This window comes from Corallococcus sp. Z5C101001, from assembly GCF_007352635.1.
Taxonomy (GTDB): Bacteria; Myxococcota; Myxococcia; order Myxococcales; family Myxococcaceae; genus Corallococcus; species Corallococcus silvisoli.
The window spans coordinates 84,661-98,943 of the sequence record NZ_VKLU01000005.1; the positions used below are offsets into that span (position 1 = coordinate 84,661).

The 14,283-nt window shown below is 70.0% G+C and carries 15 protein-coding genes; 5 read left to right on the plus strand and 10 right to left on the minus strand.

The annotated features are described in order from the left end of the window. Positions 1-149: 149 nt before the first annotated feature. Entirely contained in the window at positions 150-1,814 is a 1,665-nt protein-coding gene (gene murJ, locus FOF48_RS10795; protein ID WP_235685496.1) for a murein biosynthesis integral membrane protein MurJ, read from the minus strand. A gap of 166 nt (positions 1,815-1,980) precedes the next feature. Here murJ and FOF48_RS10800 point away from each other — a divergent pair, with 166 nt between their 5' ends. From FOF48_RS10800 to FOF48_RS10820, 5 genes are all read left to right on the plus strand, one after another. Next, a complete protein-coding gene (locus FOF48_RS10800; RefSeq protein ID WP_143900635.1) occupies positions 1,981-2,469 on the plus strand; it encodes a ferritin family protein in 489 nt (162 codons plus the stop codon). A gap of 58 nt (positions 2,470-2,527) precedes the next feature. Then, positions 2,528-3,400: an encapsulin nanocompartment shell protein EncA gene (encA, locus tag FOF48_RS10805; protein WP_143900638.1), complete on the plus strand. Its 873-nt coding sequence runs from the start codon at positions 2,528-2,530 to the stop codon at positions 3,398-3,400. A 21-nt stretch (positions 3,401-3,421) separates the two neighbouring features. After that, complete coding sequence (locus tag FOF48_RS10810; RefSeq protein ID WP_143900640.1) at positions 3,422-4,846, plus strand: sigma-54 dependent transcriptional regulator; 1,425 nt, start codon at positions 3,422-3,424, stop codon at positions 4,844-4,846. Positions 4,847-4,920: 74 nt separating this feature from the next. Beyond that, positions 4,921-5,952, plus strand: a complete 1,032-nt coding sequence (locus tag FOF48_RS10815; RefSeq protein WP_143900642.1) for a peptidoglycan DD-metalloendopeptidase family protein — start codon at positions 4,921-4,923, stop codon at positions 5,950-5,952. Positions 5,953-6,031: 79 nt separating this feature from the next. Further along, positions 6,032-7,312: a hypothetical protein gene (locus FOF48_RS10820; RefSeq protein WP_143900644.1), complete on the plus strand. Its 1,281-nt coding sequence runs from the start codon at positions 6,032-6,034 to the stop codon at positions 7,310-7,312. A gap of 35 nt (positions 7,313-7,347) precedes the next feature. On the opposite strand, the gene rsmI is transcribed toward FOF48_RS10820, so the two are convergent. The 9 genes from rsmI to rlmN form a co-directional block, all read right to left on the minus strand. Further along, positions 7,348-8,181, minus strand: a complete 834-nt coding sequence (gene rsmI, locus FOF48_RS10825) for a 16S rRNA (cytidine(1402)-2'-O)-methyltransferase (RefSeq protein ID WP_143900647.1) — start codon at positions 8,179-8,181, stop codon at positions 7,348-7,350. Positions 8,182-8,193: 12 nt separating this feature from the next. After that, positions 8,194-8,559 (minus strand): YraN family protein, encoded by a 366-nt coding sequence (locus tag FOF48_RS10830; RefSeq protein WP_143900649.1) that lies wholly within the window; start codon positions 8,557-8,559, stop codon positions 8,194-8,196. 35 nt (positions 8,560-8,594) lie between these two features. Next, a complete protein-coding gene (locus tag FOF48_RS10835) occupies positions 8,595-10,499 on the minus strand; it encodes an ATP-binding protein (RefSeq protein WP_143900651.1) in 1,905 nt (634 codons plus the stop codon). Positions 10,500-10,597: 98 nt separating this feature from the next. After that, the gene (gene rplS / locus FOF48_RS10840) at positions 10,598-10,996 is read right to left on the minus strand and encodes a 50S ribosomal protein L19 (RefSeq protein WP_143900653.1); all 399 of its coding nucleotides are present in this window, start codon (positions 10,994-10,996) and stop codon (positions 10,598-10,600) included. Positions 10,997-11,114: 118 nt separating this feature from the next. Then, positions 11,115-11,852 carry a tRNA (guanosine(37)-N1)-methyltransferase TrmD gene (gene trmD, locus FOF48_RS10845; protein WP_143900655.1) on the minus strand — a complete coding sequence of 246 codons (738 nt, stop codon included), beginning with the start codon at positions 11,850-11,852 and terminating at the stop codon, positions 11,115-11,117. Next, entirely contained in the window at positions 11,849-12,415 is a 567-nt protein-coding gene (gene rimM, locus FOF48_RS10850) for a ribosome maturation factor RimM (protein WP_143900657.1), read from the minus strand. Before rimM ends, trmD begins: the two co-directional genes overlap by 4 nt. Next, positions 12,412-12,696 (minus strand): KH domain-containing protein, encoded by a 285-nt coding sequence (locus FOF48_RS10855; RefSeq protein WP_143900659.1) that lies wholly within the window; start codon positions 12,694-12,696, stop codon positions 12,412-12,414. The genes rimM and FOF48_RS10855 overlap by 4 nt, the downstream gene beginning before the upstream one ends. 23 nt (positions 12,697-12,719) lie before the next feature. Continuing rightward, the gene (gene rpsP / locus FOF48_RS10860) at positions 12,720-12,980 is read right to left on the minus strand and encodes a 30S ribosomal protein S16 (protein WP_014397299.1); all 261 of its coding nucleotides are present in this window, start codon (positions 12,978-12,980) and stop codon (positions 12,720-12,722) included. Positions 12,981-13,081: 101 nt separating this feature from the next. After that, positions 13,082-14,212, minus strand: coding sequence for a 23S rRNA (adenine(2503)-C(2))-methyltransferase RlmN (rlmN, locus tag FOF48_RS10865; protein ID WP_143900661.1), 1,131 nt, complete (start codon positions 14,210-14,212; stop codon positions 13,082-13,084). Positions 14,213-14,283 lie beyond the last annotated feature (71 nt).

A 14,283-nucleotide genomic window follows, 5' to 3' on the forward strand; every position in this document is an offset into this window, starting at 1 on the left:
CACGCGCGCCATGCCCGGAGGAAGCCGCATACGGCCATCCCCCTCACAATCGGCCTCCTATCGCAACGGAAAGGGGGCTGTCCTGCATTCCGTTTGCGCCCCCAAGCACCGCCTGGAGGGCAGCCGTCCTGCCTTGCGCCGCGCCGCGTCTAGCGGGCCAGCCCCAGCCGCCGCCCCACCTTGCGGAAGACGGCGCCTGCCTCCGGCACGCCGAGCAGGGCGGAGACCGCGAAGTAGACGACCCCGAACGGCACCGCCGTCGCCGCCAGCCCCAGCACCGGGTGCAGCCGGGGCGGCACCAGCAGTGCGCCGCCCCACTCCGCGGCCACCCCAGGCATGGGGCCCAGGAGGGCGGTGAGGCCCTGCTTGACCGCCAGCGCCACGAGCCCGCCCACCGCCGCCGCGCCCCACAGCCGGGGCAGCAGCCCTGGCGGCAGGCCCACGGGCCCCACCCTCGACTTCAGCTTGCGGCGCAGGAGGGTGGTCTCCACCCAGGCCACGATGCCGCTGGACAGGGTGAGGAAGGCCGCGCCCAGCTCGCGAGGCAGGCCCAGGCGCTCCGGGAGCCACAGCGCCAGGAACCAGGCCTTCACGGTGCCCAGGGCCACGCGCACGACGGCGTAGCGCAGGGGCGTCTTCGGATCCTTCAGCGCGTAGAAGGCGGAGGCGTAGAGCCGGCCCACGGTGGAGGCCACCAGGCCCACCGCCGCGCCCATCAGCAGGTACCAGAGGTAGCGCGAGTCCGCCGCGCCGAAGCGGCCCGTCTGCAAGAGCGCGCCACTCACGAGGTCGCCCAGGAAGAGCAGCGCGGCGGCGGACGGTACCACCCAGAAGGCGATGCGCCGCGAGCCCGCGTCGATGCGGCTTCGCAGCTTCGCGTGCGCGTCCGCATCCCCTTCCGCCGTGGCGCGCGCCATCTCCGGCAGCTCCGCGGCGGACACCGCCATGCCGAAGAGGCTCACCGGGATGAGGTAGATGGTCTGCGCGTAGAGGAGCGACGACAGCGCGCGGTTGGAGATGAGCGACGCGAAGGCGGTGTCCACCCACGCGCTGAACTGCACCACGCCCCGCCCCAGCACCACCGGCCCGAAGTTCTTCAGCACCTGGCGCACGGAGGTGCTCGCCAGCGACAGCACCGGGCGGAAGCGGCCCAGCAGGCGCAGCACCGTGGGCACCTGCACCGCGAACTGAAGGAAGCTGCCCAGCACCACGCCGTAGGCCAGCCACTCCGTCAGGGCCTCCTCGGCGGCGCGGCCCCCGGACGCGTACCGGCCCCCCACCGCCAGCAGCGTGGCGATGATGACCAGGTTCCACACCACCGGCGCCAGGTACGACAGGAGGAAGCGCCGGTGGCTGTTGAGGATGCCCAGGCACCAGGCGCTCAGCACGAGGAAGCCCGTGCCGGGGAACAGGACGCGCACCAGCCGCACGGCCAGGTCCCGCTCGTTGCCATGGAAGCCCGGCGCGATGAGGTCCACGAACAGGGGCGTGGCCAGCATGCCCAGCGCCACCATCACGCCGGTGGCCAGGGCCAGGAGCCCGAACACCGCCCCCGCGACCCGGTCCGCCTCCTCCGCGTCCTTCTTGCCCAAGAGCTGGGCGTAGACGGGGATGAAGGAGCCCGACAGCACGCCTTCGCCAAAGAGGTTCTGGAGGAAGTTGGGGATGCGCAGCGCGGCCTTGAAGACGGCGGCGGCCTCCGCGTTGCCCAGGTAGTGCGCGAAGACGCGCTCGCGCACCAGCCCCATCAGCCGCGACGCCAGGATGCCAATGCCCACCAGCATCGCGCCCCGGCCTCCCGCGCGTTCGGTCATGGCCGGTGGGGGAGCGGCCGGGGTGGCGGACGAAGGCGGCGAGGCAGGGGCGGGGGCGGTCACGAAGGGGCGGACTCTACGTCCGGCGTTCTTCGCCTTGCAGCAGGAAACCCTTCGACCGCTGTTTCACTTGACGGTGCCCCCACGGGTTGCGAGGGTCCGCCCAATGGCCGGAAAGTCCGACACCGAGCGGTCCGACGTCGCGCGCATCCGCGCCGTGCTGGCACGCGAGCTGGAGACCATCAACGAGTACGAGGCCTTCGCCGAGGACTCCTCCAACCCGGAGGTCCGCGCCTTCTTCCTCCACCTGGCGGCGGAGGAGAAGGAGCACGTGTCCGAAGCCACCCACATGCTCCGGATGCTCGACAAGGGGCAGGACGCGCACTTCGCCAAGCCCTTCGTCCCCGGCCACTTCCAGTCCGCCATGGGGGGCGCCTCCTCCGAGCCGGCCGGGCCCGGCGAGGAACCCTCGCCCGCGGTGTCGCACGCCCCTCCCACGGTGGGCCGCATCGCCGCCGAGCCGCTCACGTCCCTGCCGCCCCAACGCCTCATCTATGGCGTGCCCGCGCCGCCGCCTTCCGCCAACAGCCACCCTCTGACCGTGGGCACCCTGCGCCGCGGCGGCGGAGGTGGTGGTTCCGGTGGCGGCCGCTGAAGCCTTCGCAGCGTTCTTTTCCCTCCCCTCCTCTGCCGCTCCCGTGACGGAGACACCGATGCCTGATTTTCTTGGACATGCCGAGAACCCGCTGCGCGAAGAGGAATGGGCGCGCCTCAACGAGACGGTGATCCAGGTGGCGCGCCGGTCGCTGGTGGGCCGCCGCATCCTGGACATCTACGGACCGCTGGGCGCCGGCGTGCAGACCGTGGCCTACGACGAGTTCCAGGGCGTGTCCCCGGGCGCGGTGGACATCGTCGGGGAGCAGGAGACCGCGATGGTCTTCACCGACGTGCGCAAGTTCAAGACCATCCCGATCATCTACAAGGACTTCCTGCTCCACTGGCGGGACATCGAGGCGGCGCGCACGCACAACATGCCGCTGGACGTGTCCGCCGCCGCGGGCGCCGCCGCGCTGTGCGCGCAGCAGGAAGACGAGCTCATCTTCTACGGCGACCAGCGCCTGGGCTACGAGGGCCTGATGACGGCCAACGGCCGCCTCACGGCCACGCTGGGGGACTGGACGGCGCCGGGCGGCGGCTTCCAGACCATCGTGGAGGCCACGCGCAAGCTCAACGAGGCCGGCCACTTCGGGCCGTACGCCGTGGTGCTGTCGCCCCGGCTGTACTCGCAGCTGCACCGCATCTACGAGAAGACGGGCGTGCTGGAGATCGAGACCATCCGCCAGCTGGCCTCCGACGGCGTCTACCAGTCCAACCGCCTGCGCGGCGAGTCGGGCGTGGTGGTGTCCACCGGCCGGGAGAACATGGACCTGGCGGTGGCCATGGACATGGTCGCGGCCTACCTGGGCGCCAGCAAGATGAACCACCCCTTCCGCGTGCTGGAGTCGCTGCTGCTGCGCATCAAGCACCCGGACGCCATCTGCACGCTGGAAGGCGCCCTCCCCTCCGCCTCTCCGGCGGGCCGCTAGTCGCTTTGCGCACGGAGTCCCATGGCGAAGGTCCTGGTCATCGATGACGAAACGAACCTGCGCAAGGTGCTGGCCGCCCTGCTGCGCCGCGACGGGTTCGACGTCACCGTGGCGGAGAACGGCGAGCAGGGCCTGGCCGAGTTCCACAAGAACGGCGCGGACATCGTCGTCACCGACCTGGTGATGCCCAAGCTGGGCGGCATGGAAGTACTCGCCGCCGTGCGCACCGCCAACCCGGACGTGCCGGTGATCATCATCACCGCGCACGGCACCGTGGACTCCGCCGTGGAAGCCATCAAGGCGGGCGCGTTCGACTACATCACCAAGCCCTTCGATCAGGCGGAGCTGTCCTCCGTCGTGGCCAAGGCGGCCAAGACGAACGAGAGCGCCAAGCGCTCCGTGCGGGCGGATCACAAGGCCCGCTCCGCCATCATCGGCGAGTCGCCCGCCATCCAGGACGTCTACAAGATCATCGACAAGGTGGCGGACACGCCCTCCACGGTCCTCATCACCGGCGAGAGCGGCACGGGCAAGGAGCTCATCGCCACCGCGCTGCACGGCGCGTCCAGCCGCCGCGACAAGCCGTTCATCAAGATCAACTGCGCCGCCATCCCCGCCACGCTCCTGGAGAGCGAGCTGTTCGGCTACGAGAAGGGCGCCTTCACCGGCGCCGTCACGTCCAAGCCCGGCCGCTTCGAGCTGGCCGACGAGGGCACCCTCTTCCTGGACGAGATCGGCGAGATCCCCGTCGAGATGCAGGTGAAGCTCCTGCGCGCGCTCCAGGAAGGCGAGTTCGAGCGCGTGGGCGGCATCAAGACGACGCGCGTGAACGTCCGGCTGGTGGCCGCCACCAACCGCGACCTCCAGGCGGAGATCGAGGCGGGCCGCTTCCGCAAGGACCTGTACTACCGGCTGGCCGTGGTGCCCATCGTGCTGCCCGCGTTGCGCGAGCGCCGCAGCGACATCCCGATGCTCGCCCAGCACTTCGTGGACAAGTACAACCGGCGCCTCCACAAGAAGATCGAAGGCATCGCCGACGACGCGCTGGCCCTGCTCCAGGCCTACGCGTGGCCGGGCAACATCCGCGAGTTGGAGAACCTCATCGAGCGCGTGCTGCTCTTCGCGGACGGGCCCCTCATCACCTCCAAGGACCTGCCGGAGCCGGTGCGCGGCGGAGCGGGCGTCCAGGCAGGGGCTTCGGTGGGCGCCTCGCTGGGCACGCTGGACGTCCCCGTGGGCGAGGTGGGCCTCAAGGACATCGTGCGGATGAAGGCCGCGGAGCTGGAGCGGGACCTCATCGTCAAGAAGCTGGAGGAGACCGGCGGCAACGTCACCCGCGCCGCACGCCTCCTGCAGATCAGCCGCAAGTCGCTCCAGACGAAGATGAAGGAGTTCGGCCTGCGCGACACCACCCCGGACGGTCAGGAAGACGGCCCGGACGAGTAGCCCCGGGCGCCGAAATATCGCCGTTTCGCCGGCGGTTTCGGGCCCGCGTACCTTCTTACCCTCAGGGAGTCTGAATGCGGCCGAATCTTCCCACCCTCGGTGGCCCACCGAAGCGCAATCCCTTCGGACCGGTGGTTGCCGTCTCCGTCATCCTCGGCGCGGCCGCGGGTGGCGTGTGGTGGTGGAAACAGCGCATGGCGGACGTCCCCATGGATGTCGCCTCCCAGCCCGCCGCCCCGGTGGACGCGGGCACCGTGGCGCAGGCCCCCGTGGCGCCGCCCGCGGCCACCGACCCGGTGAAGGCCGCGGGCATGGAGCGCGCGTCCATCCGCATCGAGGGCCCGCTGGAGACCGCGCTCGTCCAGGCCTCCGACTCGACCGTGGGCCCCGCCCTGGCCCAGGTGGTGACGCGCACGCTGGTGTGGTGGGTGCGTGTACCCGGGGAGATCCTCCGGGGTGACACCCTGGACGTGCTCTACCAGCGCCGCCCCAGCGAGGAGCCGCTGGTGTACGCGGTGCGCTTCGTGAGCGGCAAGACGGGCCAGACGCACCGCGCCTACCGCTTCCAGGCTCCGGGTGAGACGAGCTCCCACTACTACCTGCCGAGCGGCGATGAGCTGGAGCTGCGGATGGAGCACTCGCCCATCGACACCTACGAGCAGATCACCTCCCTGCTGCGCGACGGCCGGGGCCACAAGGGCGTGGACTTCCGCGCCCCGGTGGGCACCTCCGTCCGGGCTCCGTTCGCGGGCGTCGTCAAGCGCAAGAACTGGAACTTCGGCAGCAACGGCAACTGCATCGAGCTGGTGGAGTCCGGAGGCAAGGGCCGCCGCGCCCTCTTCCTGCACCTGGCGGAGCTGCCCCGCGCCGTGCAGCCCGGGATGCGCGTGTCGGCGGGCCAGGTGCTGGCCCAGAGCGGCAACACGGGCCACTCCTTCGCCCCGCACCTGCACTACCAGCTGATGACCGGGGACGACCGGGTCCTGGACCCCTTCGACCAGCACAAGACCTTCCGGGCCAGTCTGGCGGCCGCCCACAAGGGGGCCTTCGACACCGAGGTGCGGCGGCTGGACGGGCTCCTGGGGACACCCGTGGCGGGCAAGTAACGACCACCCATTTCTTGACACTCCTCCGACGGCACGGCTAGCTGGCAGGCTCTGGGCCGTGGGTCGTCGGAGGTTGTGGATGCACAGGTTTCGCGCCGTCATCGCCGCGCTGACGCTGGGCGTGCCTTTCGCCGCCAGCGCGGCGGAGATCACCCGGATTGCTTCCTCCTTCGAGGATGATGATCCGTTCGACCTCTTCCTCGACGTCGGCTTCGAGCGCTCGCAGACGCGCGCGAAGATCGTCCGCGAGCAGCTCCCCGGGAGCGGCTCGTCGGTCCGGGAGGTCAACGAGCTCTGGTACAAGGGCGTGGACGCGCGGCTGAACCTGGGCGTCTCCTTTGGCCTGTGGAAGGACCTGGAGTTCAGCTTCAAGCTGCCCATCGTCTTCCAGCAGAACGAGTCCTGGGACTTCGTGTCGGGCACGAACCAGGACAACTCCACCATCGTCAACAGCTGCTTCAACGCGGACGGGTCGCCCTACTCCCCCGAAGGCTGCGTGGGCCGCCTCTTCTCCGTCCCCCAGGAGAGCTACCGGGGCGGGCTGGGCAACGTCCACTTCGGGCTGGCGTACGCCTTCTTCAACCAGCTGAAGGACGACACCAAGCCCACGTGGATCATCGGCATCGACTACGAGGCGCCCACCGCCAAGCAGCGCGATCCGAGCGTGGACAACACGGACCCGGACGGCGATCGCGGCAACGTGGGCGACCGCGTCCACAAGTACCAGCTCTACACGTCCTTCTCGCGGCGCATGGGCGTGGCGGATCCGTACTTCAAGGCCTACCACACCATCCCGGTGCGCGGCCCCAAGGCGTACTCCAACTGCGACCAGGCCGGCACGAACCCCGGCAACCTGGGCGCCCCGGGCAACTGCTTCACCGGCCCGTGGGATCGCCAGGAGACGGGCATCCACTCCCCGTCGCAGACCGGCCTCCTCTTCGGCATGGAGCTGGTGCCCTTCGAGAGCACCGCCAAGTCCCAGAAGGTCGCGTTGGATCTGCGGCTGATGGGCAACTACGTGGGCCGCGGCCGGTACTACAACGAGCTGACCTCCGCGCTGCGCAAGCTGCTCACCTCGGAGGACTACTTCCAGGTGGGTGGGCAGATCGGCATCACCGCCCGCGCCGCCGAGGCCTTCACCATCCGCGCCTCCGGCAACTTCCTCTACAACACGGACCACCTGCTCACGACCGAGGCCCTGGGCAAGGACCTCAACGGCGACGGCATCGTGGACTCGAACCCGGGCTCGCCGGAGCTGAACCCCACGTTCGACTGGCGCTACGACACGGTGTCCCGCCGCTTCCGCGCCATCCAGAGCACGACGTTCCGCTTCGACCTGGGCGCGAGCTTCAACTTCTGACAGGCCCCGCCTGGAGCAGCGGGGGGGGCCCTGCCCTACCGCTGCTTCAGCCCCAGGCCCAGCCGGTACACCTCCTGGCCGGGCCACCCCGCGCGACGCGCCAGCTCCGTGCTCAGCGGCTTGAGCTTCTCGCCGCGAGCGAGGCCCGACTCCAGCGCGCGGCGCACCTCGTCCTCGCTCCAGCGCTGTTCGCCCGTGCGGCCCTCCACCAGCACCACCACCTCGCCCCGGGTCTCCTCGCCCGCGTAGCGCGCGACGAGGGTGGACAGCGGCCCCCGGACGAACTCCTCGTGCAACTTGGTCAGCTCGCGCGCCACGCACGCGCGGCGGTCCCCCCAGGCCTCCTGGAGGTCGGCCAGCGTCTCGCCGAGTCGGCGCGGGGATTCGTAGAGGACGCAGGTGGCGGACAGCGGGGCCACCTCGTCCAGCATGGCGCGGCGCTCCGGCCCCTTGCGCGGCAGGAAGCCCAGGAAGTGGAAGCGGCCGGTGGGCAGCCCCGACGCACTCAGCGCCGCCACCAGCGCCGTGGGCCCGGGCACCGGCTCGACCTTCAGGCCTCGCTCCAGGGCCTCCGCCACCAGCTTCTCGCCAGGGTCGCTGATGCCAGGGCTGCCCGCGTCGGTGATGAGCGCGCAGTCCTCGCCCGCCTCGATGCGGTCCAGGATGCGTCCGGCGCGCTGGCCTTCCGCGAAGGCGGGCAGGCTCACCAGGTCCTTCCCCCCGATGCCGAAGTGATCCAACAGGATGCGGGAGTGCCGGGTGTCCTCGCACGCGAGGAAGCCCGCGGAGCGCAGCGTCTCCAGGGCGCGGGCGGTGACGTCCCCCAGGTTCCCGATGGGCGTCGCCACGAGGTAGAGCGTTCCAGCCAAGGACGGATTCCTTTACATGCCGGCGTCGAAGGCGGCGGGGATGTGTTCCAGCCGGGCATGCTCGCCCTGGCCTACGACGGAGATGACATCGAAGCGCACCATGCGCCCGTCGATGCCGTTCTGAAAGAGATAGTGCAGCGCGGCCTTCACCACCCGGCGCTGCTTGGCGAAGGACACGGTGTGCGCCGGGTCGCCCCACACGGCCGAGGAGCGCATCCGCACCTCCACGAAGCACATGACGTCGCCGCGCTCCGCGACGATGTCCAGCTCCCCATGGCGGCACGTCCAGTTGCGCGCCACCACCCGGAAGCCCTGCGACTCCAGCAAGCGCACGCCTGCCGCTTCCGCCACGTCCCCCACGTCCCGCCGCGTCCCCATTCCGCCCCCGCCGCCCGCCCAACCTCCGGCGGCGGCTAGACGTTAACGGAGCCGTCCGACATCTGGGCGAAGCCAGGGTGCGCGGTGACGTGCAGCACCTGCGTGAGCGTGCCCAGGTGCTTGAGCATGCGCGCGACGAGGGGCAGCTTCGCCTCCTCCACGCCCGTCAGCACATCGTCGAGGATGAACGGCCGCTTCACCCGGGCGCACGTCTTCTCCACCACCGTCATGCGCAGCGCCAGGTAGTAGAGGTCGATGTCCTTGGGAGGCAGCTCCCCCACCGGGATGCGGCTGTTCTGCGCGAGCAGGAAGGCATTGCCGTCGCGGTCCCACTCCACGCCCTGGTAGCGGCGGTCGGTGAGCGCGGTGAGGTACTGCACGCAGCGGTCCTTCATGAGGGCCTGCACCGACAGCATGTCGGAGGTGAGCACGTCCGCGGCCTGCGACAGCACCAGCGGGGACGGGTCCTCCAGCGGATCCACCGGCACCGGGGCCTGGCCGGGCGCCGCGGCCACCTGCACCGGAGGCGCCTTCGCCAGCGCGATGGACTCCTTCAGCCGGGACAGCTCGCGCTCCACCTCGCGAAGGTCACGCACGTAGGTGCCCTTGGCGGTCAGCTCCGCGTTGAGTTCCTCCTGCTGCGCGCGCAGGTCCTGTCCGTCGCGCAGCGCGGCCTGGTACTCGGCGGAGGCCTCGAACTCCTCCAGTTGCGTCTGGAGCTCCCCCAGGCGGATGCCGAGCAGGTCCTTCTGCTCCAGCGCCGGGAAGATCTCATCGAGCGACTCCACGTTCAGGGCCTTGAGCGCCATGCGCACCGGCGCGTCCTCGATCTCGAACTCATCGAGGATCTTCTTCAGCCGCGCGTCCTTGCGGTTGTCCTTGGAGCCCCGGCGGGTGGCCTTCTGCAGGTCGTCCACGTAGCGCAGCGCCATCAGCGCGGACGTGCCGAACGCGGGGATGTTGAGCAGCGCCAGGTAGCGCCACGTCGGCGGGCCAATGGTGAAGCCCAGGCCCACGCTGAGCCCCATGAAGAGCACGCCCGCGCCCAGCCCGCCCCAGAAGTACCGGTTCTGGGTGAGCGGCGGCACCTTCAGCGTCGCGTCCTCCAGCTCCGGATCGCGGTCCGTCTCCAGCCGAGCCAGCGCCTCGTCCCGCCGCGCCACGGCCTTCGGGTGCCGCTTCACGCGCGACAGGATGTCCTGAGGCAGGCCCAGCGACTCCGGAGTGGGCGCCCCACGCCAGGCGGTCTCCGCATCCGCGATGGCGGCCGTGAGGCCCTCGCTGCCCTTGAGCTTCGAGTCGGCTTCGAAGATGAGCGACGACAGCTCATCCACCTTGAACTGCAGCTGATCCACCGCCTTGGAGGTGATGAGCTCCTTCTCCAGCACCTTCACCTTCGCCTCGGCGGCCGGGAGGTCCTCCGCCGGCAGCACCTGGACGGCGGCCGCCAGCGACGGCGCGGGGGCGCCCTTCGCGGCGGCGGCGGCGGCCTTGGGCGTGCTCTTGCGGGGCCGGCGCGACGGCAGCATCACCAGTTGGAGGCAGTACACCTGCTCGAAGGTGGTGCGCGGCGGCAGGCCCGCCTGACCGCGCAGGTACTGATTGATCTCCGACGTGTCGGTGGACACCAGCTCCGGCTGCGTGGTGGCGGGGTTGAGCCGGTGCAGCGAACCCGAACCGCCCAGCTCGCGCAGCACCCGGTACGTCATCCCGTCCTGGCCCACGAACGTGAGCGCGGCCTTGCCCGAGCGCCCGGCGGACCCCACCAGGCTCGAGTCCCCACCCCGGCCATCCGCGAACAGCAGCGACAGCGCCACGTTCGCCAGCGGCAACACGTCCGCCGTCGGCGGCTTGAGGATGAGGTACCCCGTCTTCAGCGGGAAACGCCCTGCGGGTGAGAACCCGCGGACATTCTGGATGGCGACCTCGACGAAGTGCATGGCGGGAACAGTCTAGCCTGAACGAAAAAAGGAGCGTCCAGTGGCGGACGCTCCTTCTCGCACGCGGCCGCGAAGGCCGCGAGAGGGTTTCTGAGGACCTACTGGCCCTTGGCGGCGGCCGCGGCGGCCTTGGCGGCGGCGCGGTCCGGATCCACCTGCACGTCCACGCGCGAGGCCTTGCCCTTCAGGTCGCGGAGGTAGAACAGGCGCTTGCGGTTCACGTCGCCGCGGGTGAGGACCTCGATCTTCTCGTAGCGCGGGCTGTGGATGGGGAAGATGCGCTCCACGCCGACGCCGAAGGACATCTTGCGCACGGTGAAGGTGGCGCGGTTCGTGCCCTTGGTCTTGCGGATGACCACGCCCTCGAAGGCCTGCACGCGCTCCTTCTCGCCTTCCTTGACCTTCCAGTGGACGCGAACGGAATCACCCGTGCGGAACGCGGTGATGTCCTTGCGCAGGAACTTGTTTTCGACGTGCTCGATGAGGCTGCGGCGCATAACGGACTCCAGAAAGCGGAACTTGACGCGTAGGACGCGTGGAAAGAGCGGGCCGTCCTAGCAGAGACCGCCGGGACGGACAAGCCTGCAACGAAGGGTTCCGCGAGAACGCGCAGGGTTACAACGCTTCTTCGTCCCTGGCGAGCAGTTTCTGATCCGCCTTGCCGAACTCCAGCCGCGAATACAGATCCGGACGCCGGGCCTGGGTGAGCTTGATGGCCTTCCACCGGCGCCACCGTGCGATCCGTGCGTGATCGCCGGACTGAAGGACGGCGGGCACCTCGGCGCCCCGGAAGACAGGCGGCCGGGTGTAGTGCGGGTGCTCCAGCAAGCCCTCCTCGAAGCTCTCCGCCACCGAGGAGGCCTCGTTGCCGAGCACGCCCGGCACCAGCCGCGCCACGGCGTCCACCACCGCCATCGCGGCCACCTCGCCGCCGGTGAGGACGAAGTCCCCCAGGGACAGCTCGCCGTCCAGGAACGGCATCACCCGCTCGTCCACGCCCTCATAGCGGCCGCAGACGAGGATCAGCCCCGCCTCGTGCCGCGCCAATTCGCGCGCGGTGGCCTGGGAGAACGTGGGCCCCCGAGGGCTCATCAGGAGCGCCTTCGCCCCGGGCATCCGAACGCGCGCCGCTTCAATGGCGGCCACCAGCGGCTCCGGCTTCATCACCATGCCAGCGCCGCCGCCATACGGCGCGTCGTCGGTGACGCGGTGCTTGCCCTCGGCGTAGTCGCGCACGTCGGTGAGCGTGACGGAAAGCAGCCCCTTCTCCTGGGCCTTCCCGAGGATGCTCGCGCCCAGGTAGCCGGACACCATCCCCGGGAACAGCGTGAGGACCTCCACGGGGTAGCTCACCCGCCGTCTCCGTCGCCGGAGCCCCAGGGGGGACCTCCAGGTCCGTCCGCCTCCAGATACTCCGGGGGACGGATGACGATGCGCCCGGCGGGAACGTCCACCGTCGGCACGAACTCGTCCGCGAAGGGCACCACCAGCTCCGGACGCCCCTTCGCGCGGATCACCAGGTTGGGCACCTCGCCGGTGGCCCAGACCTCCTCCACCGTGCCCAGGGACACCCCCTGCTCATCCACCGCGTGGAGCCCCACGAGGTCGCCCTGGAAGAACTCGCCCTCCTCGGGCGGCTCCAGGTCCTCGCGGTAGACGAACACCTTCGCCCCCACCAGCGCCTCGGCGGCGGTGCGGGACTCGACGCCCTCGAAGCACAGCAGGTCTTCCTTGTTCGCCGGGCGGAAGGCCTCCACGGCGTACTCGCGCTCCTCACCGGAGCGCAAGCGCAGGCGGACCCGCTCGACGGTGCCGAGCGTCTCCGAGGCGGGGTCGAAGCTGCGGACCGCCACCTCGCCCCGGAGCCCGTGCGCACGGGCCACGTAGCCCAACTCCAGACACGGTTGCGCGCTCACCGCGCGGCATCCGGAGCGGACGGCACCGGCGGGGAGCCCGGGGTGCGCCGATCATCGAGAATCTCCAGGCGGACCTTCTGCCCCTGCTTCTGGGCGGCGGCGTTGAGCAGCGTCCGGAGGGCGTTCACCGTGCGCCCATCACGTCCAATGACCTTGCCGACGTCCTCGGGGGCGACCTTCAGCTCATAGAGCCGGCCGCCTTCCGCCTCGGAGATGCGCAGGGTGACCTGGTCCGGTTGATCGACCAGGGCCTTCGCCAGATACGTGAGCAGCGGCTCCACGTCTTGTCCAGACGGGGGCGTGCTCAGGCGGTGGTCGCCGGGGCCTGCTTCTTCGCCGTCTTGATCAGGTCCGCGACCGTCTCGGAGGGCAGCGCGCCGCTCTTCAGCCAGTAGTTCAGCCGCTCCTCGTTGAACTGCACCTTCGCGGGGCTGTGGTTGGGGTCGTAGGAACCGACCTGCTCCAGGAACTTGCCGTCGCGGGGGCTGCGCGAGTCGGTGGCAACCACGTGGTAGTACGGCATCTTCTTGGCGCCCGCGCGGGCAAGACGGAGGACAACGGCCATGGAACGCTCCAGCGAAAACGTGTGACTTCTACGGTAACAGGCGAGGGGGGCGCTCTTAGCGCCCCGGCAACGGGATTGTCAAGGAAGCTCGGGTGCTTATGTCACGTCGGGACTTCCGCCGCCGCCTCGCCCCGATTGGCGAGCTGGCCGCAGGCTCCCGCGATGTCCCGACCCCGGTTCTTCCGGATGTACGCAGCGACGTGCGCTTCGGCAAGGATGGCGCGGAACTCCTCCGCCCGCTCCTCGCCCGTGGTCTGGAAGCCCAGGCCGGGGTTCTCATTGTAGGGAATGAGGTTCACCTTCGCCGGGATGTCGCGCAGCAGCTCCTTGAGCCGGTGCGCGTCCGCGTCGCTGTCGTTGAACCCCTTGAGCAGCACGTACTCGAAGGTGATGCGCCGCCCCTGGCGGAGCGGGAACTTCCGGCACGCGTCCAGCAGCGCCGCGATGTTCCACTTCCGGTTCACCGGCATCGTCTGGCTGCGCTGCTCGTCCGTGCTGGCGTTGAGCGAGATGGCCAGCTTGACGTCCGTCTCCTGGCCGAAGCGCTCGATCATCGGCACCAGGCCCACGGTGGAGACGGTGATGTGCCGGTGGCTGAAGTTGGGTCCCTCCTCCGACTGGAGGATGGCGAGCGCCGTCTTCAGGTTCTCGAAGTTGTGCAGCGGCTCGCCCATGCCCATGAACACCAGGTTCGTGAGCGGGCGGAGCGTCTCCAGGTTCTCGTTGCGGCGCACCTCGCGGTTCACCGCGTGCACCTGGGCGACGATCTCCCCGGGCGTGAGGTTGCGCTTGAGGCCCAGCGTGCCCGTCATGCAGAAGGAGCACGCCATCGCGCAGCCCACCTGGGTGGACACGCACAGCGTCTTGCGGTCCTCCGCCGGCATGTAGACGGACTCGATGAACCGCCCGTCCCGCGTCTTGAAGCGGTACTTGATGGTGCCGTCGATGCTGCGCTGCTCCAGGTCCTTCACCAGCGGGACGATCTCCGCCTGGACCTTGAGCTTCTCGCGCAGCGTCTTCGACAGGTCCGTCATCTCGTCGAAGCTCGTGGCTCCGCGCTGATGCAGCCAGCGGTAGAGCTGCGCGGCGCGGAACGGGCGCTCGCCCAGCTGCTCGCTCAGGAAGAGGGCGAGCTTCTCACGCGACAGGCTGGCCACGTCGACCAGCTTCGCGGGTGCCGGCACCGGGAGGGGCTCGGTGACAGGGAGGACGGTGGCGGTAGGCTCGGACATCGTTCAGTCGGGGCTAACGGAAGGCAATGCGCCGTGCTTCCCACAAGAAGGCACGGCAAGTCAAAGGAGTG